General features: G+C 63.2%; 17 protein-coding genes and 1 pseudogene. 7 read left to right on the forward strand and 11 right to left on the reverse strand.

Annotated features, from left to right (window positions below):
• Window positions 1-59: 59 nt before the first annotated feature.
• The 3 genes from MTX34_RS19405 to MTX34_RS19415 all read left to right on the forward strand — a co-directional run bounded on the left by MTX34_RS19405 (window position 60) and on the right by MTX34_RS19415 (window position 1,430).
• Complete coding sequence (locus tag MTX34_RS19405) at window positions 60-551, forward strand: N-acetyltransferase (protein WP_243610564.1); 492 nt, start codon at window positions 60-62, stop codon at window positions 549-551.
• A gap of 70 nt (window positions 552-621) precedes the next feature.
• Entirely contained in the window at window positions 622-966 is a 345-nt protein-coding gene (locus MTX34_RS19410; RefSeq protein WP_243610487.1) for a helix-turn-helix transcriptional regulator, read from the forward strand.
• Window positions 963-1,430 carry an SRPBCC family protein gene (locus MTX34_RS19415; protein ID WP_243610488.1) on the forward strand — a complete coding sequence of 156 codons (468 nt, stop codon included), beginning with the start codon at window positions 963-965 and terminating at the stop codon, window positions 1,428-1,430. The genes MTX34_RS19410 and MTX34_RS19415 overlap by 4 nt, the downstream gene beginning before the upstream one ends.
• Window position 1,431: 1 nt before the next feature.
• Here the strand turns inward: MTX34_RS19415 and MTX34_RS19420 are convergent, their stop codons facing one another.
• The 3 genes from MTX34_RS19420 to MTX34_RS19430 all read right to left on the reverse strand — a co-directional run bounded on the left by MTX34_RS19420 (window position 1,432) and on the right by MTX34_RS19430 (window position 3,623).
• Window positions 1,432-2,451 carry a DUF5914 domain-containing protein gene (locus MTX34_RS19420; RefSeq protein ID WP_243610489.1) on the reverse strand — a complete coding sequence of 340 codons (1,020 nt, stop codon included), beginning with the start codon at window positions 2,449-2,451 and terminating at the stop codon, window positions 1,432-1,434.
• 135 nt (window positions 2,452-2,586) lie between these two features.
• On the reverse strand, window positions 2,587-2,898 hold the full coding sequence (locus MTX34_RS19425) for an AzlD domain-containing protein (protein WP_243610490.1): 312 nt from the start codon (window positions 2,896-2,898) through the stop codon (window positions 2,587-2,589).
• Complete coding sequence (locus MTX34_RS19430) at window positions 2,895-3,623, reverse strand: AzlC family ABC transporter permease (RefSeq protein WP_243610491.1); 729 nt, start codon at window positions 3,621-3,623, stop codon at window positions 2,895-2,897. The genes MTX34_RS19425 and MTX34_RS19430 overlap by 4 nt, the downstream gene beginning before the upstream one ends.
• A 66-nt stretch (window positions 3,624-3,689) precedes the next feature.
• Between MTX34_RS19430 and MTX34_RS19435 the strand changes: the two genes are divergently transcribed.
• On the forward strand, window positions 3,690-4,247 hold the full coding sequence (locus MTX34_RS19435) for a helix-turn-helix domain-containing protein (protein ID WP_243610492.1): 558 nt from the start codon (window positions 3,690-3,692) through the stop codon (window positions 4,245-4,247).
• A 242-nt stretch (window positions 4,248-4,489) separates the two neighbouring features.
• Here MTX34_RS19435 and MTX34_RS19440 read toward each other — a convergent pair whose 3' ends face one another.
• Complete coding sequence (locus MTX34_RS19440) at window positions 4,490-4,876, reverse strand: hypothetical protein (protein WP_243610493.1); 387 nt, start codon at window positions 4,874-4,876, stop codon at window positions 4,490-4,492.
• 29 nt (window positions 4,877-4,905) lie between these two features.
• On the reverse strand, window positions 4,906-5,436 hold the full coding sequence (locus MTX34_RS19445; RefSeq protein WP_243610494.1) for a DUF3558 family protein: 531 nt from the start codon (window positions 5,434-5,436) through the stop codon (window positions 4,906-4,908).
• Between the two features lie 211 nt (window positions 5,437-5,647).
• Between MTX34_RS19445 and MTX34_RS19450 the strand changes: the two are divergent.
• Window positions 5,648-6,067 (forward strand): annotated as a pseudogene (locus MTX34_RS19450) (ABC transporter ATP-binding protein).
• A gap of 58 nt (window positions 6,068-6,125) precedes the next feature.
• Here MTX34_RS19450 and MTX34_RS19455 read toward each other — a convergent pair.
• Window positions 6,126-6,512, reverse strand: coding sequence for a hypothetical protein (locus MTX34_RS19455; protein WP_243610495.1), 387 nt, complete (start codon window positions 6,510-6,512; stop codon window positions 6,126-6,128).
• A gap of 28 nt (window positions 6,513-6,540) precedes the next feature.
• Window positions 6,541-7,071: a DUF3558 family protein gene (locus MTX34_RS19460; protein ID WP_243610496.1), complete on the reverse strand. Its 531-nt coding sequence runs from the start codon at window positions 7,069-7,071 to the stop codon at window positions 6,541-6,543.
• Window positions 7,072-7,542: 471 nt separating this feature from the next.
• Between MTX34_RS19460 and MTX34_RS19465 the strand changes: the two genes are divergently transcribed.
• Together MTX34_RS19465 and MTX34_RS19470 are read left to right on the forward strand one after the other, a co-directional pair.
• Window positions 7,543-8,802 carry a reverse transcriptase family protein gene (locus MTX34_RS19465; RefSeq protein WP_243610497.1) on the forward strand — a complete coding sequence of 420 codons (1,260 nt, stop codon included), beginning with the start codon at window positions 7,543-7,545 and terminating at the stop codon, window positions 8,800-8,802.
• A 50-nt stretch (window positions 8,803-8,852) separates the two neighbouring features.
• Complete coding sequence (locus MTX34_RS19470; protein ID WP_243610498.1) at window positions 8,853-9,128, forward strand: YrhK family protein; 276 nt, start codon at window positions 8,853-8,855, stop codon at window positions 9,126-9,128.
• A gap of 18 nt (window positions 9,129-9,146) precedes the next feature.
• On the opposite strand, the gene MTX34_RS19475 is transcribed toward MTX34_RS19470, so the two are convergent.
• From MTX34_RS19475 to MTX34_RS19490, 4 genes are read right to left on the reverse strand one after another with little or no spacing between them, the layout of a single operon-like run.
• On the reverse strand, window positions 9,147-11,279 hold the full coding sequence (locus MTX34_RS19475; RefSeq protein WP_243610499.1) for an alpha-galactosidase: 2,133 nt from the start codon (window positions 11,277-11,279) through the stop codon (window positions 9,147-9,149).
• Window positions 11,276-12,205, reverse strand: a complete 930-nt coding sequence (locus MTX34_RS19480; RefSeq protein WP_243595786.1) for a carbohydrate ABC transporter permease — start codon at window positions 12,203-12,205, stop codon at window positions 11,276-11,278. The genes MTX34_RS19475 and MTX34_RS19480 overlap by 4 nt, the downstream gene beginning before the upstream one ends.
• On the reverse strand, window positions 12,205-13,104 hold the full coding sequence (locus MTX34_RS19485; RefSeq protein WP_243595787.1) for a carbohydrate ABC transporter permease: 900 nt from the start codon (window positions 13,102-13,104) through the stop codon (window positions 12,205-12,207). The genes MTX34_RS19480 and MTX34_RS19485 overlap by 1 nt, the downstream gene beginning before the upstream one ends.
• Window positions 13,105-13,156: 52 nt before the next feature.
• Window positions 13,157-14,455 carry an ABC transporter substrate-binding protein gene (locus MTX34_RS19490; protein WP_243595788.1) on the reverse strand — a complete coding sequence of 433 codons (1,299 nt, stop codon included), beginning with the start codon at window positions 14,453-14,455 and terminating at the stop codon, window positions 13,157-13,159.
• Window positions 14,456-14,528 lie beyond the last annotated feature (73 nt).

Here is a 14,528-nt window from a genome sequence, read left to right on the forward strand (position 1 = left end):
CCCGACTGGCTGACAATGATCGGTCGCGGACTCCACCACCGCTTACACTCACGCTGGTGATGACCATCGTGCCGTACGTCGAGCAGTACCGAGCCGAGGTGCTCGCGCTGTCACTTCGCGCGTGGGAACCGGTGTTTCCGCTCGTGCAGGAGTCCGTCCCTCCGTTCGTGTACGACTGTTTCTATCCGGCGGGGTGGAGAGCGCGTCAGTACGACGATCTGGCGGCCGTCGTCGACGACGAACCCGAGAACGTGGACGTTGCTCTGGACGGTGACAGTCCGATCGGCTGGGTCTGCACCCGACTGCACCCCGACGACAACATGGGTGAGGTGTATGTCCTCGTCGTCGATCCAGCCCGGCAACGAGACGGTATCGGTCGAGCGCTCATGAAAGGATCGTTCGAAAGGGTGAAGGCAGCCGGACTGCGGATGATCATGGTAGAGACCGGTGATGATCCCGGCCATGCGCCAGCGCGAGCAGCGTACGAGGCGAACGGTTTTCAGCGATGGCCTGTTGCTCGGTACTTCAAGGATCTTGCCGACGGATCGTAGCGTGGTCGGGTCGGAAGATCCGTGATACTTAGCCCTTGCGCTAAGTATGACTACAGCGATAGTGTGCCTTATGGCTCAGTATTCGGAAGTTCTCGACGACGTGTTCCAGGCCTTGGCGGATCCGACGCGGCGCGCGGTTCTGGGTCGGCTCGGGTCGGGACCGGCAACTGTGGGGGAGCTCGCCGAACCGTTCGACATGACGTTGCCGTCGTTCATGAAACACATTCGTCTGCTCGAACGCAGTGGCTGGATCACTACGCGCAAGGTCGGCCGCGTCCGTGCGTGTTCGATCGAGCGAGCCAACTTGGACGTGGCCGGTCACTGGCTGGAAGACCAACGGGCCGTCTGGGAATCCCGGACGGATCGCCTCGAACAGTTCGTCACCGGCTCCTCGAAAGAAAGTGAAGCGCAATGACATTCATCGATCCTGCTTTGGACCTGACCATCTCCCGCGTCATCAAGGCTCCACGCGCTGCAGTCTGGAGTGCGTGGACGGACCCGTCGAAATTCGAGAAGTGGTGGATCCCCGCGCCCGCGTTGTGCCGCGTCGACGCCTGGGATCCTCAGCCCGGTGGTGCCTTCCGAACGCTGATCAGCGAATCCGGTGGCGACTTCGCGCCGCACATCGACGGTTGCTTCCTGGCCGTCGACGACGGTGAGCGCATCGTGTTCACCAACTCGCTCGTCGAAGGGTGGCGGCCGGCACCGCAGCTGTTCATGACCGCGGTGATCACCCTCTCCGACCACCCCGACGGAACCAACTACCACGCCCACGTGATGCACCGCAACGCAGAGGACCGAAAGATGCACGAGGAGTACGGCTTCCACGACGGCTGGGGGACCGTCATCGCACAACTCGCCGAGTTCGTCGAAGGCTAGATCAGGCCCGGCCCTGCGAACGCAACTCGTAGCGTCGCTCGGCGTAGTCGAGATCGTCCTTCCACAACCGTGCAGCGGTGAAGTTCATCGCCGGACGCAGGAGCCCCGCTGCCTTGCGCGCCATCTGGAATCCCGGACGATCCGAGCTGGCAATCGTGGCCTCGATGACGGCGGTGCGCGGGGTGCCATCGGCTGCGGGGGCAAGTGGCGTCGCGTGCGTTTCGACGACGCTTCCCGCTCCTTCACCGTCGAGGATGCGCATCACGATGGTACGAGGGCCTGGGCAGACGAACTCGGCCCGCACCGGCACGCCGATGCCCCGGCTGACGCGGAAGGTCACGTCGACGAGGAAGCGATCGTCCTCGTCGGGCACGTCGATCTCGGTAGGCGCACTGACCACCTTCAGGCGTGCGAACGAGTACGGGTGGAACCACGCTCCGTGCCAGGGGTCGAGACGATTGGCGATGATGTCGTCGGGCTCGCACTTGCCGACGAGAGTCACCACCCCGGCGATGGCAGTCGAGGACGGCGGGCGGATCGGAACCACGGGGACGGGCGTCGGCTCCTCACCGCCGAGCTCGTCGAGCCGCACCCACACCAGAACCCCGTCGTCGAATGCCGGAACAGGACGCCAACCGGGCTTGCCCTTCGGCCCGAGCGCAAGACCGTGCCAGCGACAGACCAACGTGTCGCACTCGATCTTCGCGGTATCCAGCGCCGCACCGAGATGCGGACATGCGCCGGGGCCGATGTGCACCTTGCCTGCCGAGTCGCGCCAGGCCACGAGTTCGGTAGTGCCGACATAGCGACCGAACGGCTTGTCGGCCTTGACGTCGCGACTGGCGGCGAACACGAACCAATTACCGGAGGTCCGAGTCTTCGCACGCTTCAATGCGGACTCGATGACCTGCGGATTCGCACCCTTCCAGGTGGGCTCCTGCTTCGCCCACGACTCCGACGGCAACGGCTGCAACGGCATCGTCTTCGGCCACCGTCGTCGTACTGCATCCAGCGCGGTCATTGCTGCTCCCAAAGTCGACAGTCGATTTCCCGTGTTCCGTCCCCATTGTTCCCGTTCCTGGGTACTCAATGTGACATCTGGTGGCCTTTTCGGGGGTCAATGTCACATCGAGTGGACCAACTGACCGCTGCAGAGTCAGTTGACGCCGACCCATCGAAGTCCCGCAGTAGTGACAGCTGCGGCGAGAACGATGACGACGAAGGGTGCTTTGCGCCAGGCGAGCACGCCGGCAACGGCGACGCCTGCGGGTAGTGCGAAGCCCGCGAAGTCCCGATCCACAAGGAGGGTCGATGTGGCGATCAGTGCCACGAAGATGACGGCGACGGCAGTGGTCATCACCTTGTCGATGCGAGGCGAGATGGTGACTCGGGTTCGGAGTGCCGGCCCTGCGATGCGGAGCGCATAGGTGCCGATGATCAGCGCGATCAGGGGAGTCGTGAGGTTCATGCGGATTCCTTCGGTGCAACAGGAGCCGTGGACAGCATGGCCGGGACGACAGCGATCAAGGCCAGGAGCACGGGCAGCCCGCTCGGCAAGAACATCGACGCGACGAGAGCGACACCCGCTCCGAGAAGAGCTGCAGTGCGGGTGGCCTTGTCTCGAAGGGCAGGCATGATCAGTCCCAGCAGAATCGCCGGGAATGCGGCATCGAGACCGAGCGCGGCAGTGTCGGTGATCGCTCCTCCGCCGAGAGTGCCGATGACTACGCCGATGTTCCAGGTGACGAACAGACCGATGCCGCACAGCCAGAACGCTATTCGACGACTGCCCTCGTCCTTTTCAGAAACACTGAAGGCCACCGCCTCGTCCGTGATGAGGTGAGTTCCGAGCAGCCGCTTGATCGGCGACAGGTTCTGGAAGACCTCGCCGATGGAGAAGCCGAGCGGAACGAGTCGGGTGTTGGCGAGCAACGCGCTCGCGACGGCGGCAACGGGATTGCCGCCTGCCGCAAGAATGCCGACGAAAATGAACTGGGAGGAGCCCGCGAAGACCACCAGCGACATCACGACCGGCAACCACAGGGGCAGGCCAGCGGCCACCGAGATGGCACCGAACGATGCTCCGACGAGCGCGTCGGCCAGACAGACGAGCGCTATGTCGCGGATGTTGACCCCGCCGAAGCTCGTGAGCCAGTTTCTCGAACCGCCTGGGGTTCGCCATGTCGAACGCATGGTCGTTATAGTGGACGATGTTAGGCTGTTCGTCAAATCAAACGCGCGTACCGATGGAGTGAACGAATGGCGGATACCGGACCACCGATCGCGGCCATCGCTGCCGCTCTCCAGCAGGAACGACGACGGGTCGGCCTGTCTCTCGCGGAAGTGGCTCGTCGAGCAGGAATTGCCAAATCGACTCTGTCACAACTGGAATCGGGTACCGGGAACCCGAGTCTCGAGACCCTCTGGGCGCTCAGCGTCACTTTGGACGTGCCGTTCTCCAGATTGGTCGAACCCGCGAAGCAGTCTGTCCGTCTGATCCGTGCGGGGGAGGGGCCGAGATTCGCGTCGGACAGGGCGGACTACTCGGCGACGCTGCTGGCGTCGTCTCCACCGAACGCTCGACGGGACATCTATCTGATCAGCGCGAACGTCGGTGAACCGAGGCGCTCGGACCCGCATTCGCCGGGAGTTGTCGAACATGTGGTGCTCAGTGCCGGGCGGGCGATGGTGGGGCCGATGGGTGAGGCCGTCGAACTGGCTCCGGGTGATTACGTCGCCTATCCCGGCGATGAGCCGCACATCTTCGAGGCGCTGGAGTCGAACACCATGGCAGTGATGATCACCGAACACAGCTGACGTGGGTGGGAATAGTCAGCGAAGGCACCTCGTTGGACTCTTTCGACGGCGTTCGCTTGGCAAGCCCCGGGCCTCACCCCATTTGTCGCTTCGAGCGACCACTCGCCGAGAGGCGTTTGCAGCGGACGTCGTCCCTTACTTTTCGTGCACCTGAGCGCTCACGAACGATCAGGTGCGGTGCAACCAGCCCTTTCTGCGTGCGGAGGGTGTGAAAAGCGCGTCGCGAAGCGTTGAATGCAAACTCAGTTTCCCGGAGTGAGTGCGGTGATATTCGCAGACGTCTGGTCATCGGCAGCCTCGGTCTCGTCGAAGTAGCGACGAAACAGCATCCGCATCGATTCGATGACGTCGATGTGCTGCTGAAGGATCACGTCGAGAGAGCGATCGGTGCCGGTGGCCTTCTTGAGGAATCTGTCGCGCAGGTCCTGGGCGGATTTCAAGTCGCCCCAGTCTTTGGCTTCTGCCAACGCGAGCGCGTCGATCTGCATCTTCTCCAGGTGCGCGAGGTAAGTGACACATGCCGCGTCGCACTTGGCAGCGACGTCGGCGGGAATGGCCACGGTGCCTTCGTCGGCTTGGGCATTGAGGTCCCGCCAGTACGTGAGCAGGTCCGGTTGGGAATCGGCCACGAGTTCGACGCCTTTCGTATCGGGATGGTCTAGGTGGGAAGTTCGGAATCGAGAGCGGCCACGACCGTGTTCAACTCGGTGCACGGGTCGTACGGCGGGTTGCCAACCTGTGTGCCCGTGATTAGTGTCGCTCTGATCAATTCAGCACCTGCGACGAAGGCGACACCGCAGTTCAGAGCTGCATCGGCCGCAAGTTGTTGGTACTGCGTGGCGTCGCGTGTGCCCACCCGGACAGGTTGAAGTCGATTGAAGTAGCTCGGATCGTCGACAAAGTCCAAGGTCTCGAAACCGACGAAAACACGCACGTAATACTTGCTACTCGGCGGCCGGCTTTCCCATCCGCATATCTTGAATCCGTTCTGATCGCGGCCGAAGATTCCTGACTCCTTGGTACTGACGTTCAATCCTGCACGCTCGATGGCCTCGTCGGGGATGGTGCATGGGTCCCATGGCGTCGGCGTGGAGGCGGTCGTACTAGCCGCCGCACTCGATGTCGCTGTGGCGAGGGCGTCACCGTCGGTGGTGTTCGCGCAGCCCGCGAGCAGCAGAAGTGCTGCCATCGCCGGCGTCCATCGTTGTGCCCTGCCCATTGCTCTTGTCCGTTCCTCGGAGAACACCTAAGTGCTTGGACGCACGCCGGCGGGCAACGGTTCCCGGGACGGGCGAGGTGCCCGCTTACGCGCCTGACGCTCGATTCACGCCGGCGGTGGGTATCCACACCTCTTCGACGGGGTGACGATGGACTTCGAGAGGGGGAGTTTCACCGCGACCATGGGATCGTCGGGTTCGGGGAAGTCGACGCTCCTGCACTGCGCAGCGGGGCTCGATCGCCCTACCAGTGGCACCGTCGCGATCGCAGGTTTCGACATTGCCGACTCGGACGAGAAGGCTCGGACAGAGTTGCGACGACGACATGTGGGATTCGTGTTTCAGGCGTTCAATCTGGTGGGCTCACTGACCGCTGCGCAGAACGTCGAACTGCCCGTGCGGTTCGCCGGTCGCCGGGTCCCGGCGAGCTAGGTGACGGCAGCGTTGGCCGATGTCGGGCTCGGGGATCGTGCGTCGCATCGTCCTGCTGAGATGGCGGGCGGTCAGCAGCAACGGGTCGCCCTTGCGCGCGCACTGATCACCCGCCCCGATGGGTGGTCGCGGGGTGTTCGGCTCTCGCACTGGTGGCCACCGTGGCTGTGACTCGACGGGTGCTTAGGTGCGGGCGGGATAGCGGGGGTCCGGCGACAGCGGCGGTCTCTCAGTTCTTCGGAGTGAGCGCGGTGATGTTCGCAGCTGTCTGGTCGTCGGCAGCCATGGTCTCGTCGAAGTAGCGACGAAACAGCATCCGCATCGATTCGATGACATCGATGTGCTGCTGAAGAATCACGTCAAGAGAGCGATCGGTGCCGGTGGCTTTCGCGAGGAACTTGGCTTGCAAATCCTGGGCAGACTTGAGGTCGCCCCACGATTTTGTCGTTTTCAATGCAAGTGCGTCGCGCTTCATCTGTTCGAGGTGTTCGATGTAGGTCGCGCACGCTGCGTCGCATTGTTTGGCGACGCCAGCTGGAATGGTGATGGTGCCGGCGTCAGCTTGGGCGTTCAGGTCTTGCCAGTGTGCGATGAGGTTCGGCTGGGCATCGATCATGGTTGATGCATCCTTCGGGCGACAATTCTTAGGCGGGAAGTTCGGAATCGAGTGCTGCGACCACCGAGTTCAGTTCGGTACACGGGTTGTACGGCGGGGTGCGGACCAGCGAATCTGTGTTGAGCGTCGCCATTATCAGTTCCGCTCCGGCGGAGAAGGCAACGCCGCAGTGCAGAGTCGCGTCCGCAGCGATTTGCTGATACTGGGTGGCGTCGCGAAAGCCGATCTGAACAGGCTGAAGCCGGTCGAAGTAGCCTGGGTCATCGATGTAGTCGATGCCTTCGAGCCCGGCAAAGATGCGCACGTAGTACTTGTTGTTCGGCGGGCGGTCCTCCCATCCACAGATCTTGAATCCGTTCTGATCTCTTCCGAACACCCCCGACTCCTTGGTGTCGACGTTCAATCCTGCACGCTCGATGGCCTCGTCGGGGATGGTGCATGGGTCCCAGGGCGTCGGCGTGGAGGCGGTCGTACTAGCCGCCGCACTCGATGTCGCTGTGGCGAGGGCGTCACCGTCGGTGGTGTTCGCGCATCCCGACAGCAGCAGAAGCACCGCCATCGCCGGCATCCATCGTTGTGCCCTGCGCATTGCCTCACCCATTTCTCGCGAACGTCTACGGTCTTGGACGCGGCGGAGCTCCTGATGGTTCCACTACCTTCGCTTCGGACTTGGGCATTCAGAATCGGCGTCGATCGGCGGGTAGTTGCGCGCGGTGGACGATAGTGAACCAGCAGGTGCGGCCGCAGCTCTACGACGATTGTCATGGGAGCCGTCGAATCGATCTTTCCCTGACGGTCCCGCTGACAGATCTACCTCCCTTTGGCATGGTGGAGGGATGCAGCGGCGCGTGGGCGAGAGTCGGTCCACGAGACCGGTCTCAGGGGTAACCCCTGGGTACATCACGAGAATCGAGCACTGCGTCCGAAGCTGGTCCGCACGCTCCGCGTGCTTTGCAGCTCCGAGGACGAAAGATTTCGGTCGCCCCGCGCCGTTGCATGTCACTGCGTTGCACCCGATCGGTAGACATCCGTGACCGAGCGGGAATTTACCCCGCGAGCAGCAGCGACACTGGCGCGCCTGGCTGCCGATGCCGAATGGACGCGGTCCGGACTCGAGGAGGCGTTCGAGCCACTCGTCCCGGCCAAGGCGTCGTGGTTGGCAGATCGGGTCGTCAATCTGTATCCGAGTCCGCCGTTCGACGAGGCGTCGATTTTCGTTCTGCTGCGCGACCTTCCGTTCATTCCGGAGCCGTCGGTATCGTCACAGAGACCGACTCGTAACAGTGACAAGCCCTGGCGATTCGAGGTACCGCGGTACGAGACCACCGGCCAGCTCGCGCGATCGCTGGATCTGACGATCTCGGAAATCGAATGGTTCGCCGATCTGCAGGGCAGGCTGCGCACCGCACCGTTCCCGTTGCAGCACTACCGATCTGCGCGACTCGACAAGCGTCAGGGCGTCCGCTTGCTGGAGGTGCCGAAACCGCGTCTGCGTGAGATTCAACGAAAGATACTGCGCCGCATACTCGATCGAATCCCGGCGCATCCAGCCGCGCACGGCTTTCGCAAGGCGCGTAGTCCGCGTACCTTCGCGATGCCGCATTCCGAACGCGACGTCGTGATCTCGGTGGATCTTCGACGCTTCTTCCCGTCCATCGGGTTCGATCGAGTGGTCGCGATCTTCGAGGCCGTGGGCTACCCGCGAACGGTCGCAGCCACACTCGCGGCACTGTGCACGACGGTCACCCCGGCATCCGAATTGATCGGGATGGACCGTCCTACTGCGGCGAGGCTACGCACCACCCACCTACCGCAGGGCGCGCCCACATCACCTGCTCTGGCGAATCTGGCTGCGCGACAACTCGATATCCGAGCAACGGGCCTGGCCCGGTCCGTCGGTGCCCGCTACAGCCGATACGCCGACGATCTGGCGTTCTCCGGTGGTGCAGACCTCGACGTCGACAGACTGCTGTGGCTGATCTCCCAGATAGCCCACGACGAAGGCTTCACGATTCACCCCGACAAGACCCGGGTCAGGCGCGCACATCAGCGGCAACAGCTCACCGGACTCGTCGTCAACTCGTGGCCGGCAGTACCCCGACAGGAATACGACGATCTCAGGGCGCTGCTGCACAACTGCATCACCACCGGTCCCGTCGAGCAGAATCTCCAGGATCGCAACGACTTTCGAGCGCATGTCTACGGGCGAATTGCCCGAATCGGCGAGACGAACGAGACCCGTCGGGCGAAGTTGCTGAACATGGCAACGCAGGTCCAGTGGTTCGAGTAGCTGAATTGGGGTAGGCGAATTCAACATACTCATCTTCCCCAGGAGCCGCTATGAACGACCTGACCTTCACCATCGGACACGAGGAACTGGTGATCCGGCAGCGATGGGAAGTCGTCAGCATCATCAACGACATTCTCGTTGCCGTGTGGTTCATCATCGGCAGCATCCTGTTCTTCCACGAGAGCACCACTGTGGCCGGCACGTGGTTGTTCCTCCTCGGAAGTATCGAACTGCTCATTCGGCCGCTGATTCGCCTCGCTCGACGCGTGCACCTGACGAGGATCGGGCGCGGCCAGTCGGCCTCGGACAGCGACGAGGACTACTGACCGGTGGCCCGACCCGGCTCACTGTGCAGTGACTCGCAGCAGCACCCCCGTCTGCGGGAACAGCACCGGTAGTGCCACGCCCGCCCGCGCCAACATCGAACCCGTCAGTTCGACGTCGCCACCGTCGGCGATCCACGGCGGTAGTTCGGTTCCGTTGCCGAGATCGCTCAGGGAGTGCACGAATTCGACCCGGTACCTGACGAAGGGATCGAGACCGGGAAGCCGAACCCGATCGGTGCGGTCCTCGGGCGAGGTGTCCATCCGCACCACCGCATACGCGGCCTCCGAGAAGTCCGCTGCGACGACACCGTGCACCCACACACTCGGGTCGGGATGGTCGGCGCGTACCACGTCGCCGGTGTGCAGTAGCCCGCGCATTTCCTTGTACAGCGCAGTCCACGACCTCAGGTATTCGTGGTCCTCCGACGAGAGCTCGGTGACATCCATCTCCAGTCCGGCGTGACCGAAAAGGGATGTCAAGCAACGGAACTGAAGAGTCGACCATCGACCGGACGTGTGCGCTATCTGGGGTCCGACATGCGAGCCGATCAGCTCCGGCGGCAGCAACTGCGTCGTCCACCGTTGCAAGCGTTGACGTTCGAGTGGATCGTTGGTGTCCGACGCCCAGACCCGGTCGGTGTGTTCGAGGACCTCGAGGTCGATGCGCGCACCACCGGAAGCGCAGGATTCGAACTCGACGTTCGGATGTCGGGACCGAAGCTCGTCCAGCAACCGGTAGAACGCCGAGGTCTGAGCATGCACCGCGGCCCGTCCGTCGGAATCGACCGCCAGCATCAGGTCTCGGTTGTGATCCCACTTCACGTAGTCCGGCCGCTCGGTCGTCAGCACCGAATCGATCGACGAGAGCAGGTAGTCGAACACCTCGTCGCGAGTCAGGTCGAGCACGTGCTGGTGACGCCATTCGAGTGGAATCCGCCCGGGTGCCGTGAGGAGCCAATCAGGATGCGCCCGAGCAATATCAGAATCCAGGTTGACCATCTCGGGCTCGAACCACAGGCCAGGACTCATGCCGAGCCCGCGGACGTGATCGAAGAGGGGTGCCAGCCCGTCGGGCCAGACTCCCTCGTCCACCTGCCAATCACCCAGTCCGGCCCGGTCGTCACGTCGGTGCCGGAACCAACCGTCGTCGAGCACGAATCGTTCGACGCCCACGTGCGCGGCGACGTCGGCGATCCTGCGGAGCCGGGCGAGATCGTGATCGAAGTAGACGCCTTCCCACACGTTCAACACCACCGGCCGCGGCGAGGTGGGATGTGCGGGCCGGGACCTCATCCATCGGTGCAGCGAATGCGCCGAACCATCGAGTCCGGCAGCGGAATACACGAAGTGCACCCACGGCGTCGTGTAGGTGTCACCGCTCGGCAGCACGACCTCGCCGGGAGCGAGCAGCTCTCCGCCACCGAGCACGCCGGAGGCCTGGCCGGCACGTTCGGGCAGACGCTCGGCCAGATGCAGGTGATCGCCGCTCCACGCGACGTGAGCACCCCACACCTCGCCGCTGCGAAAGCCGAAACCTTCGCTGCCGGCGGTGAGGACCAGGGTGGCGTCGTGCCCGGTTCTTCCGCGACGCGACGCGCGCACGGTCGAGCCGTGGTCGAACCGTCGACGCTGAGGGGTGCGCTCACGGCAGTGCCGTCCCGTCAGGTCGAGAAGTTCGGTTGCAGTGTCCGGCAACGGCATCAGGGTCACGACGCCGTCGACGGTCAAGGGTCCGCCGGAGTCGTTCCGGACACTCTGCCGAACTCGCAGTGATCCACCGACCTCGAGGGACAACTCGATCGACCACGAGATTCCCAACTCGTCATCCGACGCGTCCACAACACAACCGAATTCGGTAGCGGCAATCCGCACGTCCGCCCAGCGTGGGTACTGCACGGTGCCGGAGCGGTGCAATGCCTGAGCCGGTGTTCCCTGCCAGGCGTCGTCGCCGCCGGGTGCGAGGGTGAGCCACCGTGGCACGTCCACGCTCGAATGCGGGACAGCGGGGATCGCGGCCTTGCGCAGCTCGGTGAGGTCGTTCTCGGACAGCTCGCCCAGATCGGAACCCCAGTGCAACACGGCCGGAACGGCGGTGGACGACGGTCCGAGGATCACCATGACACCGTCACGGCGAAGGACGGAAAAACTCACTTGTTGGCACCCATCGTCAGACCGGACACGAAATGGCGTTGCAGCGCAACGAATACCAACACTGTCGGCAGAGCCACCATGACAGATCCGGCGGCGAGCAAGTTGGTGTCGGTGAAGAAGCTACCCTGCAGGTTCTGCAGCGCCGTCGTCACCGGGAGCTTGTCTCCGCTGACCATCAGAGCCAGTGCCCAGAAGAAGTCGTTGTAGATCCACGTCACCATCAGCGTGGCAAGGGCGGCGAGGGCAGGCCGGCACAGCGGCATCACCACCTGCCAATACTGGCGGAAGAGGCTTGCTCCGTCGACGGTGGCGGCCTCGAGCAGTTCGTGCGGAACGGTTTTCATGTAGTTGCTCAGCACGAACACGCAGAATCCGGTCTGGAATGCGACGTGCACGATGATCAGGCCCCAGTAGCTGTCGTACAGCGAACCGGACGAGCTCATCCAGTACGGAACGGGAATTGCGTTGTACAGACGGAACAGTGGCGTGAGCAGTGTCTGCTGGGGCAGCAGGTTACCGGCGATGAACACCGCGAGCATGAAGATGTTGAACTTCCAGCTGAAGCGCGCCAGGATGAACGCCGCCATCGAGCCGAAGAACAGGATGAGCAACACCGACGGCACGGTGATGATCAGCGAGTTGAAGAAGTAGTGCGGGATCCCGCCGATCTGCCACGAATCGATGTAGTTGCTCAGCGTGTAACCACCCACGGAGAGATAGCCGTTGAGCAGTACGTAGTCGTAATCGCGGAACGAGTTGTACACCGCCCACACGAGCGGAAAGAGCCAGACGATCGCCATGACGGTCAGCAGCACGTACATCGCGATCTGGGCGGTGCCTGCGCGCCGACGGTTGGCGACGGCGGCGCGGTTGCGGGTCAGCGGATCACGCTCGGGAGGCGCTGTGCGGGTGAGTGAAGTGGTCATCAGTCTTTGCTCCGAAGAACGATGGCGAGGTACAGGGCGATGAAGACGAGAGAGATGAGAAGCATGACGGTCGCGAGGGCCGAGCCGAAGCCGATGCGGCCTGCTTCACCGACGACGTTGGCCGTGACCAACGCCGATATCAGTTCCAATCCGTTTCTGCCCCTGTTGATCACCCAGACCAGGTCGAAGGCGCGCAGTGCCTCGATGACGGTGATGACGACGATGAGCAGATTGGTGTTCTTCATCAGCGGGAAGATGACGCTGAAGAACGTGCGGATCGGCCCCGCGCCGTCCATCACCGCAGCTTCGCGGACGGACGGATCGATGGCCTTGAGGCCGGCCAAGTACAACAGCATGATGTAGCCGGTATGACGCCACCCGGCCGCGACCATCACGGCCCAGATGTTGATGTCCGGGTCTCCGAGCCAGTCGACGTCGGTGCCCAGCAGGCTGTTGAGGACGCCGCCTTCGGTGGAGTATATGAGCTGCCAGATGAAGCCGATGAGGGCCATAGACAGCACCACGGGAATGTAGAAGATGCTCTGGTAGAGCCGAGATCCCTTGAGGTTCTTGTCCAGCAGGATCGCCAGCAGGATGCCGATGACGGTGGGAACCAGGAACAGGAACACGAGCCAGAGCACGTTGTTGTGCAGAGCCTGCTGGAACGGGGGGTAGGCCTGCACCGCGTCGACGTAGTTCTGAGTGCCGATCCACTCGATGCTCGACGTGCCGCCGATGCCGTCCCAACGGGCGAAGGACAGGATCACCGTGAAGATCGTCGGAATCCAGACGAGGCCGATGACGATCAGCGCGGGAAGCCCGAGCATGAGAGCGATGGTCCACTTCTCGCGGACACTGCGCCGGACCTTAGGGGACGCAACCCGTTCGGTGGTGGTCATGGCTGTACCTGATCTCGAGGTCGGCGGGATGGGAAAGTGACGTCGTTGCGGCTCATGTCGTTCCGAACACCGCCGACTTCTGGCGTTCGATACTGCGGACCAGGCCGTCGACATCGTTGGGGTTGCCGATGAACTGCTGCAGGGCCGGGATCATGACGATGGATGCGAAATCGGGACGGGTATCGCGGTCGAAGAACTGGGTGATCTCCTCCGCGTTCTGCACGAGGTCCGCCGATTTGCGAACCAGCGCAGGGAAACTCGACAGGTCGGCATCTCGGTGAGCGGGAATGGCCTGCGGATCCTGCTTCGCGTAGGCGACGGCAGGGTCGGGTCCGGTCATGTAGGTGAGGAAGTCCTCGGCCCCCGGGCGGTTGCGTGGGTCGGTGCGCATCATGAACCCGTCCATCGGTGCCTCGACCGTGGATGTTCCGACGGCGGAGTCGAGTTCGGGGAAGGTGAAGAAGTCCAGATCGTCGCGTTCGGCACCGGCGGGGAAGCTCTGCGCGACGAACATGCCGGCGACCAGCGAGCCGACGCTCTTGTTCAGCAGTGCCATCTGCGCATCGGCGATCTTGCGGCCCAGTGGCTGTGGCTGGTGGAACGGCAACAGTTCACGCCAGGTGTCGAACACGGAGCGCACGCGATTGTCCGTCCAGCTCACGTCACCGGCAAGCAGGGTTCGGTGGAACTCGACGCCGTTGAGTCGCAGGTTCAGATAGTCGAACGTTCCGAACGGCGGCCACCCGTCGCGGGCACCGAAGCCGAGTGGGGTGAGGCCGTCGGCCTGCATCTGCTTGCTCAGCGCCACCCACTGGTCGTAGGTCGCCGGGGGCTCGTACCCTCGCTCGGCCCACAGGCTCGGCCGGTAGAACACCGCCCACGGGTAGTAGAAGAACGGGATCAGGTACTGCTTGCCGTCCATACCGGTCGAGTTGTCGCGGAAGCTCTCGTTGAAGCCGCCGCCGTGGTTGGCCCAGATCGGCGACAGGTCCTCCACCAGACCCTTCTCGGCGAAGTACTTCACCCGGTACCCACCCATCCAGGTGATGACGTCGTCGGGGGTGCCCTGGAGGTAGTTGTTGACGTTCTCCTGGAAGGACGTCGAGTCGACGGTGTTGACGGCCAACTCGCGCCCGGTCTGCTGTCGGTACATCGCGACGAAGTCCTCGACACCCAGCTTGGAGTTGGGGTCGGACAGGCGTGACCCGAGCGTGGTGACGTTCGGGTCGACGCTGTTCGAGCATGCCGACAGCGCGCCACCTGCGGTGATCGCACCCGCAGCGACGAGTGCGGACCGCAGGAAATCGCGTCGGGACGGCTGCCACGTACGCGGCCACTCGTGTGGGTTCATGGAAGTCCTTCGACGAAAAGTATCGATAACGATCAGAAGTGAACATCGCAGCTGTGCGTTCTGAGGTGTCCAT

This window comes from Rhodococcus sp. ARC_M5 (assembly GCF_022810405.1).
Lineage (GTDB): Bacteria > Actinomycetota > Actinomycetes > Mycobacteriales > Mycobacteriaceae > Rhodococcoides > Rhodococcoides navarretei.

Bases quoted from the DNA above. Each gene is read 5' to 3' on its own strand.
- MTX34_RS19405 (WP_243610564.1), top strand. From the start codon at position 60: ATGACCATCGTGCCGTACGTCGAGCAGTACCGAGCCGAGGTGCTCGCG.
- MTX34_RS19410 (WP_243610487.1), top strand. From the start codon at position 622: ATGGCTCAGTATTCGGAAGTTCTCGACGACGTGTTCCAGGCCTTGGCG.
- MTX34_RS19415 (WP_243610488.1), top strand. From the start codon at position 963: ATGACATTCATCGATCCTGCTTTGGACCTGACCATCTCCCGCGTCATC.
- MTX34_RS19420 (WP_243610489.1), bottom strand. From the start codon at position 2,451: ATGACCGCGCTGGATGCAGTACGACGACGGTGGCCGAAGACGATGCCG.
- MTX34_RS19425 (WP_243610490.1), bottom strand. From the start codon at position 2,898: ATGAACCTCACGACTCCCCTGATCGCGCTGATCATCGGCACCTATGCG.
- MTX34_RS19430 (WP_243610491.1), bottom strand. From the start codon at position 3,623: ATGCGTTCGACATGGCGAACCCCAGGCGGTTCGAGAAACTGGCTCACG.
- MTX34_RS19435 (WP_243610492.1), top strand. From the start codon at position 3,690: ATGGCGGATACCGGACCACCGATCGCGGCCATCGCTGCCGCTCTCCAG.
- MTX34_RS19445 (WP_243610494.1), bottom strand. From the start codon at position 5,436: ATGGCAGCACTTCTGCTGCTCGCGGGCTGCGCGAACACCACCGACGGT.
- MTX34_RS19455 (WP_243610495.1), bottom strand. From the start codon at position 6,512: ATGATCGATGCCCAGCCGAACCTCATCGCACACTGGCAAGACCTGAAC.
- MTX34_RS19460 (WP_243610496.1), bottom strand. From the start codon at position 7,071: ATGGCGGTGCTTCTGCTGCTGTCGGGATGCGCGAACACCACCGACGGT.
- MTX34_RS19470 (WP_243610498.1), top strand. From the start codon at position 8,853: ATGAACGACCTGACCTTCACCATCGGACACGAGGAACTGGTGATCCGG.
- MTX34_RS19480 (WP_243595786.1), bottom strand. From the start codon at position 12,205: ATGACCACTTCACTCACCCGCACAGCGCCTCCCGAGCGTGATCCGCTG.
- MTX34_RS19485 (WP_243595787.1), bottom strand. From the start codon at position 13,104: ATGACCACCACCGAACGGGTTGCGTCCCCTAAGGTCCGGCGCAGTGTC.
- MTX34_RS19490 (WP_243595788.1), bottom strand. From the start codon at position 14,455: ATGAACCCACACGAGTGGCCGCGTACGTGGCAGCCGTCCCGACGCGAT.